This window comes from Citrobacter arsenatis (assembly GCF_004353845.1).
Classification (GTDB): domain Bacteria; phylum Pseudomonadota; class Gammaproteobacteria; order Enterobacterales; family Enterobacteriaceae; genus Citrobacter; species Citrobacter arsenatis.
Window position 1 is genome coordinate 1,186,501 of record NZ_CP037864.1, and the last position, 26,416, is coordinate 1,212,916.

Below are 26,416 nucleotides of genomic sequence, written 5' to 3' on the forward strand. Positions count from 1 at the left end.
CACATGCATAGCAATTTATTTATATTCATTATTTTGTTTGTTTTTGTTTTTATTATTTGGGGTGTTGATGTCTTTTATTTTTATATGACGTTAAGTATACGCTTTGATTTATTGGTTATTTAATTGATTATTCTTTGATTTATTTTTATATCATATGGTTTAAATTTCTTATTTTTATTAATCGTTTGAAAGTAAAGGGTTTTACATCCTCGGGTTAAAGTTGTTTGTAATTCGTGATGTTGTCCGGTTTCGGACAGTGGGCAAAGAATAATTGAACCTTTCCGTTATGACACCGCATAATCGGCCCTGCGAAACATAAAATGTTTTCTTTGCATTGATAATTGATGGATCAACTATATTACGTCCCTGAGGAGGGATGACAAATGCACACTTGGAAAAAGAAACTCGTAGTCTCACAATTAGCATTAGCCTGCACTTTGGCAATCACTTCTCAGGCGAATGCTTCAACTGATATCTCTGGTACCAATTATACTACATTCACCCATTACAACGATGCCTCCTATGCTGATGGCGTTTACTATGATGGATATGTCGGCTGGAACAACTACGACACGGATAGTATTTATAACGGTGATATTTATCCGGTAATCAATAACGCTACTGTCAACGGCGTTATTTCTACTTATTATCTGGATGATGGGCTGTCAACTAACAGCAATAACAACAGCCTGACGATTAAAAACAGTACCATTCACGGTATGGTGACTTCCGAATGTATGACCACGGATTGTACTAACCGTACGGGGACCGACTACTACTACGATCGCCTGGCGATGAGCGTCATCAACTCAACTATCGATGACAACTACGAACATTATACCTACAACGGTACGTATAATGACGCAGCTGATACGCATGTTGTCGACGTTTATAACCTGGGTACGGCTATCACTCTGGATCAAGAAGTTGATCTGTCTATTTCCGCTAACTCTCACGTCGCTGGCATTACCCTGACGCAGGGGTACGAGTGGGCCGATGTTGACGATAACACCGTCAGTACTGGTGTAAACAGCAGTGAAGTGTTTAACAACACCATCGCAGTTACCGATTCTACCGTGACCTCTGGTTCATGGTCTGATGAAGGTACCTCTGGTTGGTTTGGCAACACCAGCAATGCAAGCGACTACAACGGTAACGGTTGGAATGCTAATGATGTCGCATTAGCGGTTATTGCAAATCCGGATGCTGACAACGCAATGCAAACCGCCGCTACGTTTAGTAACTCCACGCTGATGGGTGATGTGCTGTTCTCCAGCAACTTTGATGAGAACTTCTTCCCGAACGGTGCTGATACTTACCGCGATACCGATGCCGATCTGGATACCAACGGCTGGGATGGGACTGACCGTCTGGATCTGACCCTGAATAACGGCAGCAAGTGGGTTGGTGCGGCCATGTCTGTACATCAGGTTGATTCCGATGGCGACGGCGTTTATGACAGCTATGCTGCGGGCACTGAAGCCACTGCAACGCTGATCGATATCGCTGCCAACAGCCTGTGGCCTGATTCAACCTACGGTATTGATAGCGACACAACCTCTTATGCCGAAAATGGTCATGTGGTTGGCAACTCTGTCTACCAGAGCGGTCTGTTTAACGTCACGCTGAACGGCGCTTCACAGTGGGATACCACCAAAACGTCGCTGATTGATACTCTGAGCATCAACAGCGGTTCCGTTGTGAACGTGGGTGATTCTACGCTGATTTCTGACACCATCTCTCTGACCGGTGCTTCTGCGCTGAACATCAACGAAGATGGGCATGTTGCGACGGATACGCTGTCTATTGACAACAGTACCGTAACGATTGCTGATGATGTTGCTGCTGGCTGGAGTGTAGGTAGTGCTGCGCTGTATGCCAACACCATCAACGTTACCAACAACGGTGTTCTGGATGTGGGCAACAGCACGGGCGATGCGCTGCAGGTTGATACGCTGAATCTGACCAGCTACACCGACGCTTACAACCATGTTAATGCGGGTGTTTTCGACATCAACAGCACTAACTATGTACTGAATGCTGACCTGACCAACGATCGTACTAACGACACAACTCAGGCTAACTACGGTTATGGCGTAATCGCGATGAACTCTGATGGTCATCTGACTATCAACGGTAACGGCGATTCCGACACCTCAGGCGATCAGTCTGAAGTTGATAACTATGGTGACCACGTAGCTGCCGCAACCGGTAACTATAAAGTTCGCATCGATAACGCGACTGGCGCAGGTTCTATTGCTGATTACAAAGGTAACGAGCTGATCTACGTTAACGACACGAACAGCAACGCGACCTTCTCTGCGGCTAACAAAGCTGATCTGGGTGCTTACACCTATCAGGCTCAGCAGCAGGGTAACACCGTTGTTCTGCAGCAGATGGAACTGACTGACTATGCGAACATGGCGCTGAGCATCCCGTCTGCCAACACCAATATCTGGAACCTGGAGCAAGACACCGTTGGTACTCGTCTGACTAACGCGCGTCATGGTCTGGTTGATAACGGCGGCGCATGGGTAAGCTATTTCGGTGGTAGCTTCGATGCAGATAACGGCACTATTAACTACGATCAGGACGTTAACGGCATCATGGTCGGTGTTGATTCCAAAATTGATGGTAACAACGCTAAGTGGATTGTCGGTGCGGCAGCAGGTTTCGCGAAAGGTGATATGAGTGACCGTACTGGTCAGGTGGATCAGGACAGCCAGACTGCCTATATCTACTCTTCTGCGCATTTTGCTAACAACATCTTTGTTGACGGTAACTTAAGCTACTCCCACTTCAACAACGATCTGACTGCCAGCATGAGCAACGGTCAGTATGTTGATGGCAGCACCTCTTCTGATGCCTGGGGCTTTGGCTTGAAGCTGGGTTATGACCTGAAACTGGGTGACGCAGGTTACGTAACGCCTTACGGTAGCGTATCCGGTCTGTTCCAGTCTGGCGATGACTATAAGCTGAGCAACGACATGAAAGTTGATGGTCAGTCTTATGACAGCATGCGTTATGAACTGGGTGTAGATGCAGGTTATACCTTCGCCTACAGCGAAGACCAGGCGCTGACCCCGTACTTCAAACTGGCCTACGTTTATGACGACTCTAACAATGATTCTAACGTAAACGGCGATTCCATCGACAACGGCGTAGAAGGTTCTGCGGTACGTGTTGGACTGGGTACTCAGTTCAGCTTCACCAAGAACTTCAGCGCCTACACCGATGCTAATTACCTCGGTGGCGGTGATGTCGATCAAGACTGGTCTGCAAACGTTGGTGTTAAATATACCTGGTAAGAACTGTCTCACAGTGAAATATAAGGGAATTTAATTCAGAATAATGCCCGTCACGGATTTGACGGGCATTTATTGCAAGGAATGCGCAAATGCTATCTTCAAATAAACCCCTTCTCGAATTTGGTAGGCTTGATAAATGTTTAGCGAAATATGGTAAACACTTTGAATGTGATAACGATAAAGAAATAATATATTCAAGTGATGTAAACAGTGACGATACCTTCGTTATTTTAAGTGGTGTTGTTTCCCTGCGTAGAGGGGAAAACGTACTGGTTGGGATTGCACAAGCGCCATTCATTATGGGCCTTTCTGATGGTGTAATGAAAAAAGATGTACAATATAGATTAATAACAGAAAGTGATTGTACGGGATATCATCTCCCCGCCTCACAAACAATTAATATTATTGAACAGTGCCAACTTTGGCGGGAAGCATTTTGCTGGTTGGCATGGCAAAACTCAATGCTTGAATTGCGCGACCTGCAGCTGATCGGCAATAATTCCTACGATCAGATCCGTGCTACATTGATATCCATGACGAAATGGGACGACGTTCTTCGTTCGCGTATCGGTGTCATGAACTATATTCACCAACGCACGAGAATTTCACGCTCAGTTGTCGCCGAGGTCCTCGCGGCATTGCGTAAAGGTGGTTACATTGAAATGAATAAAGGCAAACTGGTGAGCATTAACCGTTTGCCTTTTGAGTATTGAATCAGGATGCGGGAATGACCTGCGGTTTGTTCCCGCTCAACTCTGCAACAAGATCGTTGATACCGTCGCTCATATTGGTAAAACGGGTCAGCGGAGAGCGGGTCACCACGACAAATGCCCCGACGTTTTGCTGTGGGATCATCGCCATATAGGTAATGAAACCACCGCCGCCACCGGTTTTTTGAATAATACCGGGTCGACCATTCTTCGGTGCCATATAAACCCAGCCCAAACCAAGCGCATCGGCTCTGCCTGGAACGTCCATCCCTATCACTTTGGTTAGCTGTGTACGCTGATAAATCAATGTCTGCATACGGTCAGCCTGCTGGCTACGATGGTAAAAATCAGAAGAAAGATACTGCTGCATCCAGCGCATCATATCGCCAGGCGTTGAATAGACGCCGCCGCTACCCATCGCGGCCAGCGTATTGTTACAAGGGCTGGCGCCTTTTTCCGCAACCATCAGGCGTCTGCACTGATCGGGGGACGGGGTAAAGGTGGTGTCTTTCATCCCCAGCGGTCGGGTGATTTTTTCTTCAAACAGCTGTGGATAAGGCTTACCGGATGCTGTTCCTAGCGCATCAGCCAGCAGGTCAAACGCCAGGTTGGAATAAGAAGCCTGCGAGCCCGGTGCGGCTTTAAGCGTGGCGGTTGAGAGATAGCTCCAGCGCTGTTCGCGGGTTGGCCAGACAAATACCGGGCGCTTGGCCGCGCCGCCAGGCTGTTCGCGCGGCAGTGCGCTGGTATGAGTCGCCAGATTCACCAGTGTAATCGGCGTGCCCTGATAAGTCGGCACGCGCGCGCCAGGTGGCGCATATTTACTCAATGGGTCATTGAGTTTAACCGTACCTTGATCGAGTAATTTCACCAGCATTTCACTGGTCATTAATTTAGTGATTGAGGCAATTCGAATTACGGAATCCAACTGCGGATGAACGTTATTGCCGGGGCGTGTTTCGCCGAAACTGCGAAATACGCGCTGATTACCATCAATCACCACCAGCGCCATCCCCGTAGCACCACTACCGTAAAATATATGGTCGGCATAACGATCGACGATATCAGAGGCGAAAACCGGATCGGTTATAGGCTGTGCCGCCTGGACAGATGTCAATGACGCCGCACACAGCGCGGCAGAAAAAAGCAGACTACGTTTCAACGGTGGTGTCCATGAGTTAGAGAAAGTGAAAAAGGATATCGTGCGTATGCGTATTTATACTACTCATCGGCGTATTGCAAAGCGCTTATCAGCCAATAATAGTGTGAAAAACGTAACGATGAGTAAACGCGAGCGTTTCCCAGATTGTAGATGTTCGCTTTTGTGATCTCACGCTGTGATAATCTGCACATACTGGAACGTTGTCGAGTGTGAAAACCACAGAAACAATTCTTCATAACCGAGGTGCGAACTAAGTGCCTCGGTTTTGGTCACAATTGTCGGTTTCAGCTTGTGTTTTTGGGCGTAAGCCGTCTTGCCGCCGCACTCCACGGTGGTAAATACACAGCAGTCGTCATAACGATAAGAAGTTAGCAGGAGAGCACTATGTTTAAGTCTTTTTTCCCAAAGCCGGGGCCGTTCTTTATTTCGGCATTTATTTGGGCACTGGTCGCCGTTGTATTCTGGCAAGCAGGTGGGGGAGCCTGGGTTGCACACATCACCGGCGCGTCGGGAGACGTACCGATTAGCGCGGCCCGTTTCTGGTCGCTGGATTACCTGATTTTTTATGCGTATTACATTCTTTGCGTTGGGGTGTTCGCGCTGTTCTGGTTTCTCTATAGCCCGCACCGCTGGCAGTACTGGTCCATACTCGGCACGTCGCTGATTATTTTTGTGACCTGGTTTCTGGTTGAAGTTGGCGTCGCTGTCAACGCCTGGTATGCGCCATTTTATGACCTGATTCAAACCGCGCTCAGCGCACCGCACAAAGTGAAGATTGAGCAGTTCTATCATGAAGTAGGTATCTTTCTCGGCATTGCGTTGATTGCCGTGGTCATTGGCGTGATGAACAACTTCTTCGTCAGCCACTATGTGTTCCGCTGGCGTACCGCGATGAACGAACACTATATGGCGCACTGGCAGCATCTGCGTCATATCGAGGGCGCAGCGCAGCGTGTGCAGGAAGACACCATGCGTTTTGCCTCCACGCTGGAAGATATGGGAGTCAGCTTTATCAATGCCATTATGACGCTGATTGCCTTCTTACCTGTACTGGTCACACTCTCTGCCCATGTTCCGAACCTGCCGATTGTTGGGCATGTTCCTTATGGCCTGGTGATTGCCGCGATTGTCTGGTCGTTGATGGGAACTGGCTTGCTGGCAGTCGTTGGGATTAAACTTCCGGGACTGGAGTTTAAAAACCAACGCGTGGAAGCGGCCTACCGTAAAGAACTGGTATACGGCGAAGATGACGCCAATCGTGCGACACCGCCAACCGTACGTGAACTGTTTCACGCGGTACGTCAGAACTACTTCCGCCTCTATTTTCACTATATGTACTTTAATATCGCCCGTATTCTTTACCTGCAGGTTGATAACGTTTTCGGCTTGTTCCTGCTGTTTCCGTCGATTGTTGCCGGTACGATTACGCTCGGCCTGATGACGCAAATCACCAACGTGTTTGGCCAGGTACGCGGCTCGTTCCAGTATCTGATTAACTCCTGGACAACGTTAGTTGAACTGATGTCTATTTATAAGCGTCTGCGCAGCTTTGAACGAGAGCTTGACGGTCAGGATATTCAGGAAGTTACCCATACACTGAGTTAATAATAAGGAGATGTTATGTCGACGGTTTCCCGTCTTTACCCCTTGTCTGGTCTGGCAGCACTGGTGCTGGTGGGATGTAGTAGCCAACCCGCGCAGCCGCTAAAAAAGGGGGAGAAAGCCGTCGATGTGGCGAGCGTAGTGCGCCAGAAAATGCCCGCCAGCGTGAAAGACCGGGACGCGTGGGCGCAAGATTTGGCGAAGACCTTTGAAAGCCAGAAGCTAGCGCCGACGGTAGAAAATATCTGTTCGGTGCTGGCGGTCGCGCAACAGGAGTCAAATTACCAGGCAGATCCGGCCGTGCCGAACTTAAGTAAAATCGCCTGGAAAGAGATCGACCGTCGCGCCGAGCGCATGCACATCCCGCTGTTTGTGGTGCATACCGCGCTGAAGATTAACTCGCCAACGGGGAAAAGCTACAGCGAGCGTCTGGATACGGTGAAAACGGAAAAGCAGCTTAGCGCCATCTTTGATGACTTCATCAACATGGTACCGATGGGGCAGACGTTATTTGGTTCGCTTAATCCGGTGCATACCGGTGGGCCGATGCAGGTCAGTATCGCCTTTGCCGAGCAGCACGCCAGCGGATATCCGTGGAAAATGGCGGGAACCGTGCGCCAGGAAGTGTTCAGCCGCCGCGGTGGGCTGTGGTTCGGTACGTATCATCTGCTTAACTACCCGGCGAATTACAGTGCGCCAATCTTCCGCTTCGCCGATTTTAATGCCGGATGGTATGCCAGCCGTAATGCGGCTTTCCAGAAAGCGGTCAGTAAAGCCAGCGGCGTGAAGCTGGCGATGGATGGGGATTTGATTCTCTATGGCAGCAGCGAGCCAGGCAAAACCGAACTGGCGGTACGTAAACTGGCCGGGAAGCTGGACATGAGCGAGAGTGAGATCCGCCGTCAGCTGCAAAAAGGTGACAGCCTGGCATTTGAAGAGACCGCGCTGTACGAGAAGGTCTATAAGCTGGCCGAAGCGAAGAGCGGGAAATCATTACCGCGTGAAATGCTGCCTGGTATTCAGTTGGAAAGCCCGAAGATCACACGTAATCTGACGACCGCGTGGTTTGCCAAACGCGTGGACGATCGTCGGGCGAAGTGTATGGGTCAGTCATCATTATGATGACGACGTCGCCAGCGTACAAATGCTGCGATGGCGCCAAGGATCAGGCTTCCGGCGAGGAAAGGGACCAGACCAAAAAGGGTTCCGACGCCTAAGCCGATTTCAACTCGCGGGCGTCCTGTCTCTTGCATTTGTAGCTGCATCAGTTGTTCATAGATGCCGGGAGCGTGGGCCAACAGATTTAAAATCTGCGCGCCCGCCCAGAAGCAAAACAGCACAAATACGGCATACGCAATGTTGCCGGGCAGGGAGGAGGTATCCCGATGCTTGCCCTTAAACAGGGATTTTGAGAGCGTAAAATCAGCCATAAAGACCTCCGGAAATAACCTGCTTTTTTGACGTAATGCCTGGAACTGACAGTGAGTCTGACAGGTGATCGACAATGTCAATATCAGAATGATGGTAATTTCAGGTAGAGATTATTCCTGGATTTCGGTTTTATGCTGGCTGTCACAATTACGTAACCTTAAGTGAAATTGGGTTACATTTCAGAAATTCCGCACAGGCCACAGACGTATATGAGGAAATGTGCGAGGATGCGCTTTCACGTTGTATTTCCACCGGAGCCGTTATGAACCTGCCTGTAAAAATCCGCCGAGACTGGCACTACTATGCCTTCGCTATTGGGCTTATCTTTATTCTGAACGGCGTGGTGGGTTTACTTGGTTTTGAAGCGCAGGGGTGGCAAACCTATGCGGTGGGGCTGGTTACCTGGGTGATTAGCTTTTGGCTGGCCGGGTTAATTATCCGTCGCCGCGTGGAAAATGAAGAAGAAGCAAAGGATGCCCAATAGCGATCCATCAGGCATCCTGGCGGGTTTACATACTGGTTTTCAGCGCGCTATCTGCCGCATGGCGTTCCAGTGCCAGTTCGATCAGGCGAGTGATCAAATCGGTATAGCCTAAACCGCTCGCCTGCCACAGTTTTGGATACATGCTGATGTTGGTAAAGCCCGGCAGCGTGTTGATCTCATTGATCACAACCTCGTTCTCTGCGGTTAAGAACACGTCCACGCGCGCCATGCCGGCGCAGCCCAGCGTCTGATAGGCCTGAATAGCAATATCACGGATTTTATCGTTAATTTCCGGTGCGATCGCTGCTGGAACGACCACTTTGGCACCGTTATCGTCAATGTATTTGGTGTCGTAAGCGTAAAAATCACTGTTCAACACGATCTCGCCACAGGTACTGGCCTGCGGATGATCGTTGCCCAGTACCGCGCATTCGATCTCACGGCCTTTGATCCCTTGCTCCACCACGACTTTATGATCGAATTCAAATGCCAATGCGACGGCCTGATCGTATTGCGCTTCGCTGGTCACTTTACTGACGCCAACGGACGAGCCCTGGTTGGCCGGTTTCACAAACAGCGGTAGGCCCAGACGGGATTCCACCTCGGCAAAGCTGATGCTGTTGCGATTGGCGCGAGTAAGCGTAATAAATGGCGCGATGTTCAGTCCTGCATCGCGCAGCAGACGTTTGGTCACGTCTTTATCCATACAGGCCGCAGAACCCAGGACATCAGAGCCGACGAACGGCAGGTTCGCTACGCGCAGCATACCCTGCAAAGAGCCATCTTCACCCAGCGTGCCGTGTACGATTGGGAAAATAACATCAACCGTTGGCAGCGGCTGACCGTTTTGTGCATCGATCAACTGGTGCGCTTGTTTACCCGGTACCTGAGCCAGGCTGGTCGCGGAAGGACGCAGCGCAATATGCGCCGGATCGTCTGAATTGAGCAGATAGTTACTGGCATCGCTGACGTGCCATTGCCCTTGTTTATCAATACCTAACAGCACAACGTCAAAGCGAGTCTTGTCGATGGCATCGACAATATTTTTTGCCGATTGCAATGACACTTCATGTTCCGCTGATTTACCACCAAATACGATTCCTACCCGCAACTTTGCCATCTTAAAAACCCATTCCATGAATGCAAAGCACATACATTACCACGACAAAACGCAGGTTTCCTCGGCTTCTGGCAGATTGTTTTGCTGGGCCACAGGGGGATAGATAAGCGCAAACGTGCAAATCGCCCATGAAGCATAATTCCCTGTATAAATTGTGGGATTGGCGTGAGGCATATCACAAATACGATGAGCGGGAAGATAAAATCCTAAACTGTGATATATCGCACCTGTGGACCCTTATTTGGCTAAGTAATTTGTTAAGCTGCTCGCAGTTTTCAGCTACTTATCGTTATGAGTCCTTATGGAATCCTGGAGAGTAAACCTTATTTCCGTGTGGTTCGGTTGCTTTTTCACCGGCCTGGCAATTAGCCAAATCCTGCCTTTTTTACCGCTCTATATCTCCCAACTGGGGGTGACCTCGCATGAAGCACTCTCCATGTGGTCCGGCTTAACGTTTAGCGTCACCTTCCTGATTTCAGCCATTGTCTCTCCGATGTGGGGCAGTTTAGCCGACCGTAAAGGACGCAAGCTGATGCTACTGCGGGCCTCTTTGGGTATGGCGATTGCGATATTACTGCAGGCTTTTGCCACGAATGTCTGGCAGCTTTTTCTGCTGCGTGGGGTGATGGGGTTAACGTCAGGCTATATTCCCAATGCGATGGCGCTGGTTGCCTCACAGGTTCCGCGCGAACGCAGTGGGTGGGCGCTGAGTACGCTCTCGACGGCGCAAATTAGCGGCGTCATTGGCGGACCGCTGATGGGAGGTTTTATTGCCGACCATGTTGGCTTGCGGGCTGTTTTCTGTATTACCGCAGCTTTGCTGGTAGTGAGTTTCATGGTCACGCTGTTTTTGATCAAAGAAGGTGTGCGCCCAACAAGCAAAAAAAGCGAACGCTTGAGCGGGAAGGCCGTGTTTGCTTCGCTGCCTTATCCGGCGCTGGTGATCAGCCTGTTTTTTACTACGATGGTGATCCAACTGTGTAACGGCTCAATCGGGCCTATTCTGGCATTGTTTATCAAATCGATGGTGCCAGACAGTTCGAATATTGCCTTTCTCAGCGGGCTGATTGCGTCGGTGCCGGGCATCTCAGCGCTGATTTCTGCGCCCCGACTCGGTAAATTAGGCGACCGTATTGGAACCGAGCGGATTTTAATGGCGACCTTAATTTTCGCGGTGGTGCTGTTTTTTGCCATGTCATGGGTGACCACGCCGTTGCAGTTAGGGATTTTGCGTTTTCTGCTCGGCTTTGCCGACGGCGCGATGTTGCCCGCGGTGCAGACGCTGCTGGTGAAATACTCCAGCGATCAGATAACCGGACGCATTTTTGGTTATAACCAGTCATTTATGTACCTTGGCAACGTCGCCGGGCCATTAATGGGGGCAACGGTTTCGGCAATGGCGGGCTTTCGCTGGGTGTTTATTGCCACTGCGAGCATTGTGCTTATCAATATCTGGCAACTGGCTATCGCGCTGCGACGTCGGCACCGCGCGCGCTGAATTGCTGATTAACAACGCTGTCCGTCAGCGTTGTTAATCCATAAATGTGCATTATATATCTATGTGATTATTAATCCCCTTACCCTTTTATATTGAATAATTCTGCTCTACGACCTATTCCCCCTTATTTTGTGTTGTGATTGTTTTCGCAAAACGTTTTATTACTTATAAAAATACAACTTTCATCCTCTAGGCAGTGGTGAGTCTTAATGATAACGTGGCCCATATTTTGTTAAGGGAATACGCAAATGAAAAATCTCGTCACTGAGTTGTTACTTAAGCTCGCTCAAAAAGAAGAAGAGTCGCAAGACCTGGCGGAGCAGGTTGAAACGCTGGAGCAGGTAATCATCGAAATGCTGCGCAATATGACGTGGAGCGATCGGCAAATTCTCATTCGCCACATTGAGGATACTCTGGCTGGAGCTGGCCGTATGCCTGCGTTTCTGGCGAACGTACATAACGCTGGCGAGAGCGTGCCAAAAGCGTTTTAAGTAATCTGTGGCGGCTCATTCACAAATTATCATAAAAGTGTCACATCAAATACTTATAGTCGCTTTGTTTTAATTTTACCGTATTTATACATGGAGAAAATAAAGTGAAACAAAGCGCACTCGCTATTGCTCTGGTACCTTTACTGTTTACCCCGGTTATTAATGCTGAAACTTCTACCGTAGCGGTTATGGATAATCGTGCCGCTCAGGGTGATATCACCACGCCGGGCGGCGCCCGTCGATTGTCAGCCGATCAAACGGCGGCTCTGCGCGAATCTCTGAACGACAAACCTGCCAAAAATATTATTTTACTAATTGGCGATGGGATGGGTGACTCAGAAATAACGGCAGCGCGAAATTATGCCGAAGGCGCGGGCGGCTTTTTTAAAGGTATTGATGCTTTACCATTGACCGGACAATACACGCACTATGCGCTGGATAAAAAAACGGGCAAACCCGATTATGTGACGGATTCTGCTGCATCTGCAACGGCGTGGACCACCGGAGTGAAAACCTATAATGGTGCTCTGGGCGTTGATATTCACGAAAAAGATCACGCTACAATTCTTGAAATGGCTAAAGCGGCGGGGCTGGCGACGGGCAACGTTTCAACTGCTGAATTGCAGGATGCTACTCCGGCAGCGCTGGTTGCTCATGTGACCTCGCGTAAATGCTATGGTCCAGACGTGACCCGTGAAAAATGCCCAACCAATGCGCTGGAAAAAGGCGGCAAAGGGTCAATCACAGAACAATTACTGAATGCCAGAGCTGACGTTACGCTTGGCGGCGGGGCAAAAACGTTTGCTGAAACCGCTGCGGCAGGCGAGTGGCAGGGCAAAACGTTGCGTGAACAAGCCCAGGCTCGCGGCTATCAGATGGTAAGCGATGCCGCGACGCTGGCAGCGATTACCGAAGCTAATCAGGATAAACCGCTGCTTGGCCTGTTCTCTGACGGCAATATGCCGGTGCGCTGGGAAGGGCCGAAAGCGTCTTATCACGGCAATCTGGATAAGCCGGTTGTGACCTGTACGCCAAATCCAAAACGTGATGACAGCGTGCCAACGCTGGCGCAGATGACGGATAAAGCGATTGAGCTGTTAAGCAAAAATGAGAAGGGTTTCTTCCTGCAAGTGGAAGGGGCGTCAATCGATAAACAGGACCACGCCGCTAACCCGTGTGGACAGATTGGCGAAACGGTCGATCTGGACGAAGCGGTACAGCGCGCACTTGCTTTTGCGAAGAAAGATGGCAATACCCTCGTGGTAGTTACCGCTGACCACGCGCATGCCAGCCAGATTGTCGCGCCGGATACCAAAGCACCAGGCCTGACCCAGGCGCTGAATACCAAAGATGGCGCGGTGATGGTTATCAGCTACGGTAACTCTGAAGAGGAATCGCAGGAGCATACCGGCAGTCAACTGCGAATTGCAGCCTATGGCCCGCACGCGGCGAATGTGGTTGGCCTGACCGATCAAACCGACCTGTTTTACACTATGAAAGCGGCATTAGGGCTGAAATAATCCGACACCCGGCGGTAATACTTTTGCCGCCGGGTGGTATTTTTATCGTTAGCAGCCAAACTTACCTGTGTGTCGTCGTTCAGAAAAGGATGGTGCTATGAAAATTACATTATTAATGACGCTGCTTTTTGGTCTTATTTTTTTAACTACCGTCGGTGCTGCCGAGAAGACATTAACCCCGCAACAACAACGTATGACCACCTGCAATCAGCAGGCAACGGCGCAGACCTTAAAAGGTGATGCGCGTAAGACATATATGAGTGATTGCCTGAAAAACAGCAAATCTCCGCCTGAGGAAAAAAGCCTGACACCGCAGCAGCAAAAAATGCGGGAATGCAACGTCAAGGCGACGGAGCAGTCTTTGAAAGGGGACGATCGTAATAAGTTTATGAGCGCTTGCCTGAAAAAATCTGCTTAGCACTTACGGGTGAGCAGGTAAAATCGTTCACCCGAAATATCATACTTCCGCCACAAGACCCCTACCTATAATTTGGGAAATTTGTTTCAGAATGTTCCCAAATACGATGAATGATGAAAACTTTTATCAAAAGAAGGTCGTCCCGAATGAAGCAATGTTATCGCTTCATCAAAACGACCACCAACGTTCCGGTCTGCGATTCGCCCGACGAATCCGGCTGCCCAGAGCGGTGGGATTGGGGGGAATGTTTTTCCCTATCGCGTCGGTATTAGTTTCCCAGCCTATTACCGGCGGCTGGTGGCTTTTGCTGGTGGGATGGGCGTTTGTTTGGCCGCATCTGGCCTGGCAGTTAGCAAGCAAAGCGGATGATCCACTGCATAGCGAATTTACCAACTTAAAAGCCGATGCCATCCTCGCAGGTATGTGGATGGGGATTATGGGGGTAAACCTGTTGCCATCCACGGCGCTGCTGATGATTATCTGCATCAACCTGATGGGCGCAGGAGGGATGCGAGTATTCATTGCAGGCGTCGTGTTGATGGCTGTTTCATGTCTGGTGACGTTACAGTTAACCGATATTTCCGTCGCGTTTACCAGTACCCAACTGAGCGTGCTATTGACGCTGCCGGTGTTGGCAATTTATCCGCTGCTCTTTGCCTGGGTTAGCTACCAGACGGTCATCAAGCTGGCGGAACATAAACGCCGCTTACAGGTGATGAGCACGCGAGACGGCATGACCGGGGTGTATAATCGCCGCCATTGGGAACTGTTACTGCGTAATGAGTTTGATAATTGCCGTCGCTATCAGCGTGACGCCACGTTGCTGCTTATCGATATCGACCATTTCAAGAGCATCAATGATACCTGGGGCCATGACGTTGGCGACCAGGCGATTGTCGCGCTGACCCGCCAGTTACAGATGACCTTACGCGGGAGCGATGTGATTGGGCGTTTCGGCGGAGATGAGTTTGCGGTGATTATGTGTGGCACGCCGGCAAGCAGCGCAATTGCTGCTATGTCTCGCGTTCACGAGCGACTTGGTCAACTGCGTTTATCCTGCGCGCCACAGGTTGCTCTGCGTATTAGCGTGGGCGTTGCGGCACTGACCTCAGAAACAGAGCATTATCGGGAATGGCTAAAGTCGGCGGATATGGCGCTCTACAAAGCAAAGAATTCCGGACGTAACCGCACTGAAGCGGCGGCCTGACGTCCGGTTGCATCAACTCAGGATCGGCTGAGTTTCTCCGATTGTTCCATGCACTTAATCATCGCTTCAATTACTGATGAACGGAAACCGCGTTCTTCCAGGACGCGTACCGCTTCAATGGTCGTTCCGCCAGGCGAGCACACCATATCCTTCAGTTCACCGGGATGTTTGCCCGTTTCCAGCACCATTTTCGCCGATCCCATTACCGCTTGCGCCGCGAATTTGTAAGCCTGCGCGCGAGGCATGCCGCCCTGCACGGCTGCGTCAGCCATCGCTTCGATAAACATAAAGACATATGCCGGTGCTGAACCGCTAACGCCAACGACCGGATGAATCATTGCCTCCGCAATGACTTCAGCTTCGCCAAAGCAGCGGAAGATATTCAGCACGTCGGCCGTATCTTCCGGCGTGACTAAGGCGTTTGGCGTGACGGAAGTCATTCCGGCATTCACCAGCGACGGTGTGTTTGGCATCGCGCGAATGATTTTACGATCGTGACCCAGCGCACGGGCGAGCTGATCGAGAGTGACGCCTGCAGCAATTGAGACGACCAGGGAGTCTTTGTTCAGACTGGAGGTAATTTCACTCAGCACCTTAATCATAATGCCTGGTTTTACAGCGCCAAAAACGATGTCGGCGATTTGCGCGACTTCTTGCGCAGACTGCGCCGCATTAATACCGTACTGGTCGTGCAATGCAGCGACTTTATCGGGGGAGGGGGTGTAGACCCAGATTTGTCCGGGGAGAACCTGGCCGCTGGCGATCATGCCGCCAAGAATCGCTTTGCCCATATTACCGCAGCCGATAAAACCAATTTTCTTGTCCATCTATCACTCCCTATGGATGATATTCATTGTTTTATACCCTAAATACTTCAAGCTACTTGAAGTATTTAGGGTAAACCTGGGAAAGCTAAGCTTAGCGCGGAATGAATATGTGCAGAAGGCCAAACAGCACTTTGCCTGAAAGTAAAAGCACGAGACAATGCGCGACTGCATATCAGTGGGGAGACGTTATGACAATATGGGTGGATGCCGATGCGTGTCCGAATGTGATTAAAGACATTTTGTACCGTGCTTCTGAGCGCATGCAGATGCCGCTTATTTTGGTTGCGAACCAAAGCTTGCGTGTACCAGCTTCGCGTTTCATCCGCACATTACGCGTTCCCGCCGGATTTGACGTGGCGGATAACGAGATTGTGCGTCAGTGTAGCGCCGGTGATTTAGTGATAACGGCAGATATCCCGCTGGCGGCTGAAGTGATTGAAAAAGGTGCGGCAGCGCTTAACCCGCGCGGGGAACGTTATACCGTAGCCACGATCCGTGAGCGTTTGATGATGCGTGATTTTATGGATACGCTGCGTGCCAGCGGTATTCAGACCGGGGGACCGGACAGCCTTTCACCGCGCGACAGGCAGCATTTTGCGGCTGAGCTGGATAAGTGGTGGCTGGAAGTCCAGCGTAGAAAATAAAGTGTGTAATTTATTATTTACACTTTATTCGTTGTGAATTCTTGTTATAGTAGGGGTTAATAGAAATCGCTATTCTGTTTGTAATTTTTTCTTTACACTTTGGCGATGTACTAGTTTGATGATATGATTATATCTTTAACCGCATCAGATCCCGCTTTTTCGCGGCTCTCTGGGGAATTTCTGTGATGACGCAACCTCTTTTTCTTGTTGGCCCCCGGGGGTGTGGTAAGACAACTACCGGTATGGCGCTGGCGAAGGCTATCGATTTCCAGTTTGTCGATACCGATCGCTGGTTGCAATCGCACGTGCAGATGACCGTGGCGGAGATCGTCGAAAGAGAAGGATGGGAAGGGTTTCGTGCCCAGGAGACGACCGCTCTGCAGGCCGTCACAGCCCCGGCAACGGTTGTTGCGACCGGCGGCGGTATCATTCTTACCGAATTTAATCGTCATTACATGCGCAACCACGGCGTGGTTATTTATTTAAGCGCACCGGTATCAGTACTGGTCGATCGTCTGGAGGCTACGCCTGAAGAGGGGCTGCGCCCAACTTTAACCGGTAAGCCGTTGACTGAAGAGGTGCAGGAAGTGCTTGCCCAGCGCGATGTTCTGTATCGTGAGGCTGCGCACTATATCGTTGATGCCACCAATCCGCCTTCGCAGGTGGTGGAAGACATTCTTGGGATACTGGCGCAGGCAGCGCCACGGTTGCAGGGCGGTGTCTATACTTAATGTTCATCCAGTGAAAAGGAAGGACTATGCCGACAAAACCACCTTACCCACGTCAAGCGACCATTGTTACGGTTGAAAAGGGAGCACCAGGTCAGACGGTCACCTGGTATCAACTGCGAGCCGATCACCCTGAACCGAATTCGCTAATCAGTGAGCATCCTTCGGCGCAGGAAGCCATGGATGCCAAAAACCGCTACGAAGACCCCGATAAAACCTGATATCAAGCGCCGCCCTGGCACGAGTCTGAAAAGTGCCAGTACGGGCGTGCATCACATTTTTTTAAATTTCGCCGTATACAGTAAAAATTGAAAATTAAACAATAACAATCCAATACTGGAATGATTTGGAATCTTTACACAATACACCGCCGATCTGCTGCTACGCTTTTGAGCATTTGTAGCGCAGGTCGGTGCCCGGCACTTGTCCGGGATTTCACAGCAAAGTAAGAAGACGGTGGAGCAACAAATGAGTACGTCGTTGGCTATCCTCACGATTGGCGTGGTGCCGATGTGTGAGGTGTTACCGCTCCTGACGGAATATATCGATGAACAGCACATTACTCACCACAGTCTGCTGGGACAGATGCGGCGAGAAGATGTGATGGCTGAGTACGGCGTTTCGCCCGGTGACGAGCATTTATTAACGCTGCTCAGCGACCACCAACTTGCACATGTCTCACGCCAAAAGGTAGAGCGCTCGCTGCAAAGTATCGTGGAGGTGCTGGATAACCAGGGGTTTGACGTGATCCTGTTGATGAGTACCGCCTCGATAGCTCGTCTGAGCGCCCGCAATAGCATTCTGCTGGAACCGTTACGGATTATCCCGCCGCTGGTGGCCTCGATTGTCGATGGGCATCAGGTCGGGGTTATTGTCCCCGTCACCGAATTGCTCAAAGCCCAGACGCAAAAATGGCAGGTGCTACAAACCCCGCCAGTGTATGCCGTGGCGAATCCGATCGACGGTAGCGAACAACAACTGATTGATGCCGGGAAAGAACTGCTGGAGCAAGGTGCGGATGTGATCATGCTGGACTGCCTGGGTTTCAATCAACGCCATCGCGATTTACTGCAAAAATCGCTGGATGTCCCGGTTCTTCTGTCTAATGTACTGATTGCCCGACTGGCTTCGGAGCTGCTGACGTAATTTTGCGTGACAGGTGGAACGTCAGCCCCCTATATTGGTTGTTAACTTAATCACGAGATAGGGCCAGTTGTATGCTTCAAAGTAATGAATACTTTTCCGGCAAAGTAAAATCGATCGGTTTTACCAGCAGCAGTACTGGCCGCGCCAGTGTTGGCGTGATGGCAGAAGGTGAATATACCTTTGGTACCGCGGCGCCTGAAGAGATGACGGTCGTCAGCGGCGCACTGAACGTGCTGCTACCAGGGGAAACCGAGTGGAAAGTGTATGCCGCGGGAGACGTGTTTAACGTGCCGGGTAACAGCGAGTTTCATCTGCAGGTAGCAGAGCCAACATCCTATCTTTGCCGCTATCTGTAAGCATAAAATGACGAATGGCGACATTGAGCCGCCATTCGGTAAACACGGCTTAACGTTGTGCTTCGCCGCCTAATCCTTCCACCAGACTTTTAATCAGCGCCGCCAGTTCACCCGTCATCAGGATGAAATCGGCATCGAAACGCTGAGCATAATCTTCGCGATCGATATCTTCGTTTTGATCGCGCAGCTCGTCGCTGAATTTCAAACGCTTAATTGAGCCATCATCACACATAACGAACTGAATGCGCTGCTGCCAGTCGAGGGCCAGCTTGGTGACCAGTTTGCCCGCTTCGATATGCACGGCGATTTCGTCGCAGACCAGATCCTGCTTTTTCGCGCGGATCACGCCGCCGTCTTCAAGGATCGCTTTCAGCTCGGCTTCGTCCAGCAACTGGAATCCCTGCGCCGTTGTGCCGGAGCGAACCCATTCGGTCAGCGTCAGCTCAATAGGGTTTTCCATCGTCAGCGGAACCACCGGCAGTGAACCGAGGCTCTTACGCAGCAGCGCCAGCGTATCTTCCGCTTTCTTCGCGCTCGCGCAATCAACCATGATCAGATCGTTGACGGTGTCGATCCACATCATTGTCTGGCTGAAGCGGCTAAAGGCGCGCGGCAGCAACGAGTGCAGAACTTCATCTTTCAGCGAGTCTTTTTCGGTCTTCTTGAGTTTGCGACCTTGCTCAGCTTCCAGTTTAAATATTTTGGCTTCCAGCGCCTGTTTGATAACCGGCGACGGTAGAATTTTTTCTTCTTTGCGGGCGCAGATAATAATTTGGCCATTGGCGGTATGCGTTAATGCATCGCTGTGCGATCCCATCGGCGGAACCCAGCCCATTTTTGCCATATCCTGGCTACCGCAAGGGGTGAACGTCATTGATGCCAGCTGTTTTTCCATCTCTTCGGCACGCAAAGAAACATCGCGGCTAAGACGGTAAACCATTAAATTTTTGAACCACAGCATGATAATTTCCACGGCCTTGTCGTTAAATCCAGCGGGCATGATAGCGAATTGTCGCTATGCTTGCATTGTTAATCGGGAAGAGGAGCAAACAGTGCGTATAGGTATCGATTTGGGCGGTACGAAAACGGAAGTTATCGCGCTTGGCGATGCGGGCGAACAGCTTTTTCGCCATCGCCTGCCCACGCCGCGTGATGATTATTGGCAAACGATAGAAACCATCGCTGCGCTGGTGGAGATGGCGGAAAAAGCCACCGGGCAGACGGGAACCGTGGGGATGGGTATTCCCGGTTCAATTTCGCCCTACACCGGGGTGGTGAAGAATGCCAACTCGACCTGGCTTAACGGGCAACCTTTTGACAAAGATTTGAGTACGCGTCTGAACCGCGAAGTGCGGCTGGCAAATGATGCCAACTGCCTTGCGGTTTCAGAAGCGGTGGATGGCGCGGCGGCAGGTGCACAAACTGTGTTTGCGGTGATTATCGGCACTGGATGTGGTGCTGGTGTGGCGCTCGGCGGTCGGGCGCACACGGGCGGCAACGGTACGGCGGGCGAGTGGGGGCATAATCCGCTGCCGTGGATGGACGACGATGAGCTGCGTTATCGGCAGGAGGTCCCCTGCTATTGTGGCAAGCAAGGTTGCATTGAAACCTTTATTTCCGGGACCGGTTTTGCCACGGACTACCAGCGTCTGAGCGGTAAGCCGCTCAAGGGCAGTGAAATTATCAACCTTGTTAACGCGCATGATGCTCTGGCGGAACGAGCATTGAGCCGCTATGAGCGTCGTCTGGCGAAATCACTGGCGCATGTGGTGAACATTCTCGATCCGGACGTCATTGTTCTGGGCGGCGGAATGAGCAATGTCGACCGACTGTATCAAAACGTTCCGACGTTAATTAAGCAGTTCGTCTTTGGCGGCGAGTGCGAAACGCCTCTACGTAAGGCACTGCACGGTGACTCCAGTGGGGTACGCGGGGCGGCCTGGCTGTGGCCGCAGGCGTAATCGGTTTTAGGTCGCGGGTGCAACTTGTTGCACGCCGCGCTTCAGGTAGCCGTAAATCAACAGCGAGGACATCGCAGAAAACGACAGCAGCGCTGCCGGTAGCGTCACGTAGTTGTAGGCAAAGCCCAGCGTCAGCATCATGCCACCGCAGTACGCACCAATCGCGCTACCGAGGTTAAAGGCAATTTGCCCACCTGCCGCTCCCAGTAACTCACCTCCTTTGGCATTTTGCAGCAGCAAAATTTGTAGCGGCGCCGACAGGGCAAACAGACCCGCGCAGCAAATAAAGGCGAAGGTCAGCGACGCGGCTTTAATCCCGCCAAAGGCAAAGAGCAGTAGCAGAGCCAGCACAATCACAAAGTCGGTTATCACCGCAATGCGCAGCGGCGTATAGCGGCCAGAGAGCCGACCACTCAGCAGATTTCCCAGCACCATCCCCAACCCTACCAGCATCATGATGAAGGTCATTAGCGCCTCGGAAAAGCCGGAGATGTACATCATGTACGGTTTGACGTAGCTGAACCAGGCGAAAACCCCGGCATTACCAAACATCGTGGCGGAAAAGATGAGCCACGGGGCGGGGCTTTTCAAAAAATGAAACTGCTCGCTCAGTTTCCCTTTTGCCTCATCGCTGATGTTGGGGACCCAAAAAGCGACCGAGACTATTACGGCGATATTAAAGACGGCTATCAGCAAAAACGTATAGCGCCAGCTAAATTCCTGGCTCAGCCAGGTGCCGACGGGAATGCCAACCAGATTGGCAACGGTCATCCCCGAAACCATACCCGCGACGGCAGCGGTAACTTTTCCAGGACGGGCAAGCTTCGACAGGATAATCGCGCCAACGCCAAAAAACGCGCCGTGCGGGAAGCCGGAAACCAGCCTGCCAACCGCCAGCATAAAATACGAGGAGGAGAGGGTGAAGATGGCGTTACCTATCACGCACAGTGTGACCAGAAACAACAGAATATGCTTGAGCGAAAAACGGTTGGAAAAGAGCGCAATAATAGGCGCGCCCAGCACCACGCCAAAGGCGTAAAACGAAATCATATGGCCAGCGGCAGGGATGGAGATACCCACGTCCCGCGCCAGCTCGGTGAGAACACCCATAATGCCAAACTCGGCCATGCCCAGACCAAATGTTCCCAGCGCTAAAGAGAAAATGACTTTTTTCATACCACCTGCCAACAAGAAAGACGCTGGATGTGCGTCATAGCGGCGAACGTTCGCCGCCAATAGCGATAGCTTGCGGATAAGCGAAGTGGAATGCCATTTCATATCCGTCCCTGAGTATGCAATATTGTGCTACATAGAGTGCCGGATAGCGATGGCGCTTATCCGGCTTGTGAAACCACATTCTCTGGTTGATTACTCGACCGCAAACATCTTGTCGAGTTTGCTATAGCCCAGCCCGTTGATTTTTTTAACTTTGATCTGTACCGGAATACGCTCTTTCATCGCTTCGACGTGGCTGATTACGCCAATAGTCTTGCCGGTAGCGTTGAGCGCATCGAGGGCGTCCAGGGCGGTATCCAGCGTTTCGCTGTCCAGCGTGCCGAAACCTTCGTCGAGGAACAGGGAGTCAATTCGCGTTTTGTGGCTGACCAGATCGGACAACGCCAGCGCCAGCGCCAGACTCACGAGGAAGCTCTCACCGCCGGAAAGCGTACGCGTGTCGCGCACGGCATCGGCCTGCCAGGTATCAACCACTTCCAGCTCCAGCGCTTCGCTGGCCTTTCGCTGTAACAGATAGCGACCATGCAGACGAGTCAACTGGTTGTTGGCAAGCCAGACCAGATTATCCAGCGTCAACCCCTGGGCAAATTTGCGGAACTTATCTCCCTCTTTCGAGCCGATCAGCGCATTCAGATAGCCCCAGTCTTCGACCTGCTGAGCCACGTTTTCAATCTGCTGCATCAGCGTCTGCTGCTGCTGACGGTTTTCAGCATCCTGCTTGAGCTGCTGGCGAATTTCGCCCTGACGAGTGGTGTTATCCCGTAGCAACTGGGTGAGCTGCGCCAGCGCGTCGTGCAGATGTTGCGCGGTGAGCGTGAGATCCGCCGAGGTGGGTAACTGCTGTTGATGAGTCGTTAGCGCCAGCTGAGCCTGATTAAGCAGGGTTTGCGCCTGTTGTCGCTGGCCTTCCAGCGATTGCTTCAACTGCTCAAGACGGTTGAAGGTATCTTCATCCAGCAGGGCGGCAACAAAGGCGTCGCGATCGGTAAAGACGCTGGCCTGCAATGCGGAATCAAACTGCGCCTGAATTTCTGCGGCGCGCTGAACGTCCTGTGCTTCCTGCTGTTGCAAGGTTTGCCACTGGCCCTGTAAGGAGAGGCAATCGTCGTGCACCTGCCGCCAGTTTTCTAGCGACAGATCCTCGCTGTTTTCAGAAAGCGCCTCGGTTTCTGGCAGCGTTTCCAACAGCGGCGCAAGCTGGGCTATTTGGGTCTGTAAAGCGGTCAGTTCATTCTGGCGTTGTTGCCACATTTGCGCTTCGTTCGCCCGTTCGCTCAGCCACGAGGCGACGTCACCTTCGGCCGGAAGGGACAGGCCATGGCGGGCCAGTTCGGCGGTTAGCGCCGCCTGACGCTGGTCAATATGCTGCTGGAGCTGAGTAATCTGTTCCGTATGCGCGGTGATTTGCGCTTGCAGAGTATGGCGCAGACTCAACTGGTGAAGCTGCTGCTCGAACTCTTCCTGGGCCGCAAGCCACGGGGCGATATCATCCTGCGGTTGCAGCGTGACGTTGAGGCTGGCGGTGACCGTCTGCCACTCTTGAGTAAGTGCTTGCTCCTCCTGAGAAAGTGTCTGTACTTCGCGTTCATCCCGCTGAAGTTGCTGGGTTATCGCCTCAAGCTGACCGCGTAACGTGGAGCCCTCATCGGCCAGCGTTTTGACCTCTTTTTCCAGGGCTTCACGCCGCGTCTGATTCACGCTCAGTTCGAGTGTTTGATAGCGCTCAATCGCCGGATGTGCGGTGGAGCCGCAAAGCGGGCAAGGCATACCGGATTGCAATAATGCCCGCTGGCTTTCCAGATCTTTGATGCGGGCTTCCTGCTCGCAAATGAGTCTTACATCGGCAAGCTGCTGGTTTTTATCTTTATAACGCTGACGTTTTTCGGCAAGTACCGCGTTGCGCTGCGTCAGTTCTTGCTGACGCTGCACAAGCGTGGCGCGTAACTGCGCCAGCTGCTTTTGCTTCGGAGCGATTTGCCCGTACAGATTGCTCAGCCGCTGACGTAACGGACGAAGCTGTACGTGCTGCGCCAGCGCTTGCGTTACTTCCTGCGGCGCAAGGGTCAGCGTGGGAAGCGCCAGCGCATCGAGCTTACGCGTGTCGTTTTCCCGCAACTGCTGCCACTGGCGTAGCTGGGCGCTGGCGTCGGACTGTTGGACCAGCAGTGCTTTCCAGCCCGCCAGTTCGCTACTCCATAAGCGGAAGCGGTCATGTTCGCTCAGCCAGTCGGTTAACGTCTGTTGCCCGGTGAGCATGGCGGTCGATTGTGTATGCGCCTGCTGACGAATGCGCCCGCGCAGCGCTAAGCTGCTTTGTAAGCGAGCATTCACTTCCTGAATCTTCTGCCGCGTGCGCGCAATAGTAGCCGTTTGTTCCTGAATTCGTTCCCAGTGCGGGCGTAATGCTCTGGCTGGTTGCGCCAGACTCAGCGCCGCCAGCTGCGGCTGCGCGTCTTCTTGCGCCTGAAGTGCTGCCTGTAATGCCTGCTGGTGGCGGTTTATGTCCGTTTGTAGCTCATTTTGCCGAATAAGCCAGTTGAGATGCTGTTGCTGGGCTTGCTGGCTGGTAAGGTATTGTTTTTCCTCGTCAGTAAGTACCTGCAAACTCTCTGTCAGGGATTGCACCTGCTCTGGTGCTAACAGCGCAACGCCGCTGGCCTGGGCCTGCAGTTTTTCCAGCTCTGTGCGCGCTGCCTTGTGCTTTTCAAATACCATGGCGGAAATTTGGCCGTAGATCTCAGTGCCGGTCAGCTCTTCCAGCAGCTCGGCGCGTTCTTTCGGTTTGGCATTGAGAAATGCGGCGAACTGCCCCTGAGACAGCAGCATCGAACGGGTAAAACGACCGTAATCCAGCCCGGTAAGCTCGGCGGTCATCTCCAGCTTGTCTTTGACTTTATCGGCGAGGATTTTGCCGTCGGCGCAGCGGGCCAGCTCTACGCGCGGGACCTGCAGGTTGCCCTCAGGCTGATTGCGCGCCCGGTTCTGGCTCCAGAAAGCGCGATAGGCTTCGCCCCGAACCTCAAACTCAACTTCGGCCAGACACTCGGCGGTGTCGCGGGTCATCAGGTCGTTTTGCGACTGTGACACGGTATTGAGCCGCGGCGTTTCGTGGTACAGCGCAAGGCAAATCGCGTCCAGCAGGGTGGTTTTCCCTGCGCCCGTTGGCCCGGTGATGGCGAACAGACCGTTGCTGGCAAACGGTTCGGCGGTAAAATCAACTTTCCATTCGCCCTTCAGGGAGTTGAGGTTTTTCAGGCGCAGGCTGAGAATTTTCATGCTTCAGCCTCCCCGGCAAGCGTGTGTAAGGTTGCGCTAAACAGCTGGTTAAGCCGCTCCCGCTGCGGTTCTTCGAGTTCTTCCAGCGCCAGGCGGCGGTCAAAAACCTCCGCTACGCTCAGTTCGCTTAACGTTTCACGTCGTTCACTGGCCATAATACGTTCGCGCTGTTCTCGGCTGCGGCGCACCAGTAACACCTCTACCGGTAAATCTTCGGTCAAGGCCTGGATCTTGCGCTGCATATCATGCAGATAGTCGTCGGTGGTGATTTCAATATCCAGCCACACCGGCGGCTCTTGCTGCACGTCGCGCCACTGTTCAAGCTGGGCGGTAATGGCGGCTAAATCGCCTTTCAGTACCGCAAGCTGCTGCGTGACCGGTACGCAGAGATTTTCAACGGCGCTGAGTTTCCCCGCTTCAAAGCTCACCAGGTGTACACATTTGCTTTTGCCGCACTCGTCAAAACTGAGCGCAATTGGCGAACCGCAGTAGCGAATATGTTCCGTGCCGCCGATAACCTGCGCCCGGTGAATATGTCCCAGGGCGATGTAGTCCGCCGGGGGGAAGTTTTGTGCCGGGAAGGCGTCCAGCGTACCGATATAAATGTCACGTACGGCGTCACTTTTACTGGCGCCGACGGTGGTCAAATGCCCGGTCGCAATGATGGGGATATTCCGATCGCCGCGCAGCGTACAGGCCTCCTGATATTGCTGCTGGTAATAGTCAGTAATCGCGCCCAGCAAATGCTGCTGTTTTTCTTGTCCTGTCAGCCCGGCCTGACTGGTTATGATGTCGCGCGGACGTAAAAAAGGAACCGGACACAGAATTGCACCTGGGGTGCCGTCGCGTTGCAGCAAAATTTGCGGTGCATGGCCGGCGCTGGCCACGACCGTGGTGTTGAGAAACGCAAGAATGTCTCGGGATTCATTGAGCGTGGCAACGGAGTCGTGGTTGCCTGCCAGAACCACCAGATGGCAGCCGGTTTGCTGCAGATTGACGACAAAACGGTTATATAACTCACGGGCATAGCTTGGCGGTGAGCCGGTGTCGAAAATATCGCCAGCCACAATAATGACATCCACCTGCTGGGATTGCGCTGTTTCCAGCAGCCAGTCGAGAAAGGCCTGATGTTCAGCGGCGCGGCTCTTGCTGTAGAAATTTTGCCCCAGATGCCAGTCAGACGTGTGAAGGATGCGCATAAGAGTTCCATGACGATAAAACAATGGCGGGGATTATAACCCTGTAAGGACGTTAATATCTTGTCTCCGGGCTGTCATAATTCGCCGGGCTG

Annotated in this window: 24 protein-coding genes; 16 read left to right on the plus strand and 8 right to left on the minus strand. The window is 51.9% G+C overall.

Going from position 1 to position 26,416, the window contains the following annotated elements:
* Positions 1-383: 383 nt before the first annotated feature.
* Together ehaB and iprA are read left to right on the plus strand one after the other, a co-directional pair.
* Positions 384-3,308: an autotransporter adhesin EhaB gene (gene ehaB, locus E1B03_RS06535; RefSeq protein WP_133085883.1), complete on the plus strand. Its 2,925-nt coding sequence runs from the start codon at positions 384-386 to the stop codon at positions 3,306-3,308.
* An 89-nt stretch (positions 3,309-3,397) separates the two neighbouring features.
* Positions 3,398-4,021, plus strand: coding sequence for a hydrogen peroxide resistance inhibitor IprA (iprA, locus tag E1B03_RS06540; RefSeq protein WP_133085884.1), 624 nt, complete (start codon positions 3,398-3,400; stop codon positions 4,019-4,021).
* A 1-nt stretch (position 4,022) separates the two neighbouring features.
* Here the strand turns inward: iprA and ampH are convergent, their stop codons facing one another.
* Positions 4,023-5,180, minus strand: coding sequence for a D-alanyl-D-alanine-carboxypeptidase/endopeptidase AmpH (gene ampH / locus E1B03_RS06545; RefSeq protein ID WP_103771073.1), 1,158 nt, complete (start codon positions 5,178-5,180; stop codon positions 4,023-4,025).
* Positions 5,181-5,564: 384 nt separating this feature from the next.
* On the opposite strand from ampH, the gene sbmA reads away from it, so the two are divergent.
* Together sbmA and E1B03_RS06555 are read left to right on the plus strand one after the other, a co-directional pair.
* Entirely contained in the window at positions 5,565-6,785 is a 1,221-nt protein-coding gene (gene sbmA / locus E1B03_RS06550) for a peptide antibiotic transporter SbmA (protein WP_133085885.1), read from the plus strand.
* A gap of 15 nt (positions 6,786-6,800) precedes the next feature.
* A complete protein-coding gene (locus E1B03_RS06555) occupies positions 6,801-7,904 on the plus strand; it encodes a DUF1615 domain-containing protein (RefSeq protein ID WP_133085886.1) in 1,104 nt (367 codons plus the stop codon).
* On the opposite strand, the gene E1B03_RS06560 is transcribed toward E1B03_RS06555, so the two are convergent.
* A complete protein-coding gene (locus tag E1B03_RS06560) occupies positions 7,889-8,212 on the minus strand; it encodes a DUF2755 family protein (protein ID WP_043015360.1) in 324 nt (107 codons plus the stop codon). The two genes, E1B03_RS06555 and E1B03_RS06560, sit on opposite strands and share 16 nt — an antisense overlap.
* A 263-nt stretch (positions 8,213-8,475) precedes the next feature.
* Here E1B03_RS06560 and E1B03_RS06565 point away from each other — a divergent pair, with 263 nt between their 5' ends.
* On the plus strand, positions 8,476-8,697 hold the full coding sequence (locus E1B03_RS06565; protein ID WP_133085887.1) for a DUF2754 domain-containing protein: 222 nt from the start codon (positions 8,476-8,478) through the stop codon (positions 8,695-8,697).
* Positions 8,698-8,722: 25 nt separating this feature from the next.
* On the opposite strand, the gene ddlA is transcribed toward E1B03_RS06565, so the two are convergent.
* Positions 8,723-9,817, minus strand: coding sequence for a D-alanine--D-alanine ligase (gene ddlA, locus E1B03_RS06570; protein WP_133085888.1), 1,095 nt, complete (start codon positions 9,815-9,817; stop codon positions 8,723-8,725).
* 301 nt (positions 9,818-10,118) lie between these two features.
* On the opposite strand from ddlA, the gene E1B03_RS06575 reads away from it, so the two are divergent.
* The 5 genes from E1B03_RS06575 to adrA all read left to right on the plus strand — a co-directional run bounded on the left by E1B03_RS06575 (position 10,119) and on the right by adrA (position 14,951).
* Positions 10,119-11,315, plus strand: a complete 1,197-nt coding sequence (locus E1B03_RS06575; protein WP_103771076.1) for a multidrug efflux MFS transporter — start codon at positions 10,119-10,121, stop codon at positions 11,313-11,315.
* A 248-nt stretch (positions 11,316-11,563) separates the two neighbouring features.
* A complete protein-coding gene (locus E1B03_RS06580) occupies positions 11,564-11,806 on the plus strand; it encodes a sigma-S stabilization anti-adapter protein IraP (RefSeq protein WP_103771077.1) in 243 nt (80 codons plus the stop codon).
* A gap of 104 nt (positions 11,807-11,910) precedes the next feature.
* Positions 11,911-13,326: an alkaline phosphatase gene (gene phoA / locus E1B03_RS06585; RefSeq protein ID WP_133085889.1), complete on the plus strand. Its 1,416-nt coding sequence runs from the start codon at positions 11,911-11,913 to the stop codon at positions 13,324-13,326.
* Between the two features lie 97 nt (positions 13,327-13,423).
* Entirely contained in the window at positions 13,424-13,744 is a 321-nt protein-coding gene (gene psiF / locus E1B03_RS06590; RefSeq protein ID WP_133085890.1) for a phosphate starvation-inducible protein PsiF, read from the plus strand.
* A gap of 91 nt (positions 13,745-13,835) precedes the next feature.
* A complete protein-coding gene (gene adrA / locus E1B03_RS06595) occupies positions 13,836-14,951 on the plus strand; it encodes a diguanylate cyclase AdrA (RefSeq protein ID WP_133085891.1) in 1,116 nt (371 codons plus the stop codon).
* Between the two features lie 17 nt (positions 14,952-14,968).
* On the opposite strand, the gene proC is transcribed toward adrA, so the two are convergent.
* Positions 14,969-15,778 carry a pyrroline-5-carboxylate reductase gene (gene proC / locus E1B03_RS06600; protein ID WP_003021462.1) on the minus strand — a complete coding sequence of 270 codons (810 nt, stop codon included), beginning with the start codon at positions 15,776-15,778 and terminating at the stop codon, positions 14,969-14,971.
* Between the two features lie 188 nt (positions 15,779-15,966).
* On the opposite strand from proC, the gene E1B03_RS06605 reads away from it, so the two are divergent.
* The 5 genes from E1B03_RS06605 (at position 15,967) to ppnP (ending at position 18,652) form a co-directional block, all read left to right on the plus strand.
* Entirely contained in the window at positions 15,967-16,422 is a 456-nt protein-coding gene (locus E1B03_RS06605; RefSeq protein WP_103771081.1) for a YaiI/YqxD family protein, read from the plus strand.
* Positions 16,423-16,607: 185 nt separating this feature from the next.
* Positions 16,608-17,153, plus strand: coding sequence for a shikimate kinase AroL (gene aroL / locus E1B03_RS06610; protein ID WP_133085892.1), 546 nt, complete (start codon positions 16,608-16,610; stop codon positions 17,151-17,153).
* Positions 17,154-17,179: 26 nt separating this feature from the next.
* Complete coding sequence (yaiA, locus tag E1B03_RS06615; RefSeq protein ID WP_103771083.1) at positions 17,180-17,371, plus strand: protein YaiA; 192 nt, start codon at positions 17,180-17,182, stop codon at positions 17,369-17,371.
* A gap of 247 nt (positions 17,372-17,618) precedes the next feature.
* Positions 17,619-18,296 (plus strand): AroM family protein, encoded by a 678-nt coding sequence (locus E1B03_RS06620; RefSeq protein ID WP_103771084.1) that lies wholly within the window; start codon positions 17,619-17,621, stop codon positions 18,294-18,296.
* 71 nt (positions 18,297-18,367) lie between these two features.
* Positions 18,368-18,652, plus strand: coding sequence for a pyrimidine/purine nucleoside phosphorylase (gene ppnP, locus E1B03_RS06625; RefSeq protein WP_003021477.1), 285 nt, complete (start codon positions 18,368-18,370; stop codon positions 18,650-18,652).
* A 49-nt stretch (positions 18,653-18,701) separates the two neighbouring features.
* Here the strand turns inward: ppnP and rdgC are convergent, their stop codons facing one another.
* On the minus strand, positions 18,702-19,613 hold the full coding sequence (gene rdgC, locus E1B03_RS06630; protein ID WP_003021479.1) for a recombination-associated protein RdgC: 912 nt from the start codon (positions 19,611-19,613) through the stop codon (positions 18,702-18,704).
* Positions 19,614-19,704: 91 nt separating this feature from the next.
* Here rdgC and mak point away from each other — a divergent pair, with 91 nt between their 5' ends.
* A complete protein-coding gene (gene mak / locus E1B03_RS06635) occupies positions 19,705-20,613 on the plus strand; it encodes a fructokinase (RefSeq protein ID WP_103771085.1) in 909 nt (302 codons plus the stop codon).
* 6 nt (positions 20,614-20,619) lie between these two features.
* Here mak and araJ read toward each other — a convergent pair whose 3' ends face one another.
* The 3 genes from araJ to sbcD all read right to left on the minus strand — a co-directional run bounded on the left by araJ (position 20,620) and on the right by sbcD (position 26,324).
* Entirely contained in the window at positions 20,620-21,789 is a 1,170-nt protein-coding gene (gene araJ, locus E1B03_RS06640) for an MFS transporter AraJ (RefSeq protein WP_103771137.1), read from the minus strand.
* 192 nt (positions 21,790-21,981) lie between these two features.
* Positions 21,982-25,125 (minus strand): exonuclease subunit SbcC, encoded by a 3,144-nt coding sequence (gene sbcC, locus E1B03_RS06645; RefSeq protein ID WP_133085893.1) that lies wholly within the window; start codon positions 25,123-25,125, stop codon positions 21,982-21,984.
* On the minus strand, positions 25,122-26,324 hold the full coding sequence (gene sbcD, locus E1B03_RS06650) for an exonuclease subunit SbcD (protein WP_133085894.1): 1,203 nt from the start codon (positions 26,322-26,324) through the stop codon (positions 25,122-25,124). The genes sbcC and sbcD overlap by 4 nt, the downstream gene beginning before the upstream one ends.
* Positions 26,325-26,416: the final 92 nt, after the last annotated feature.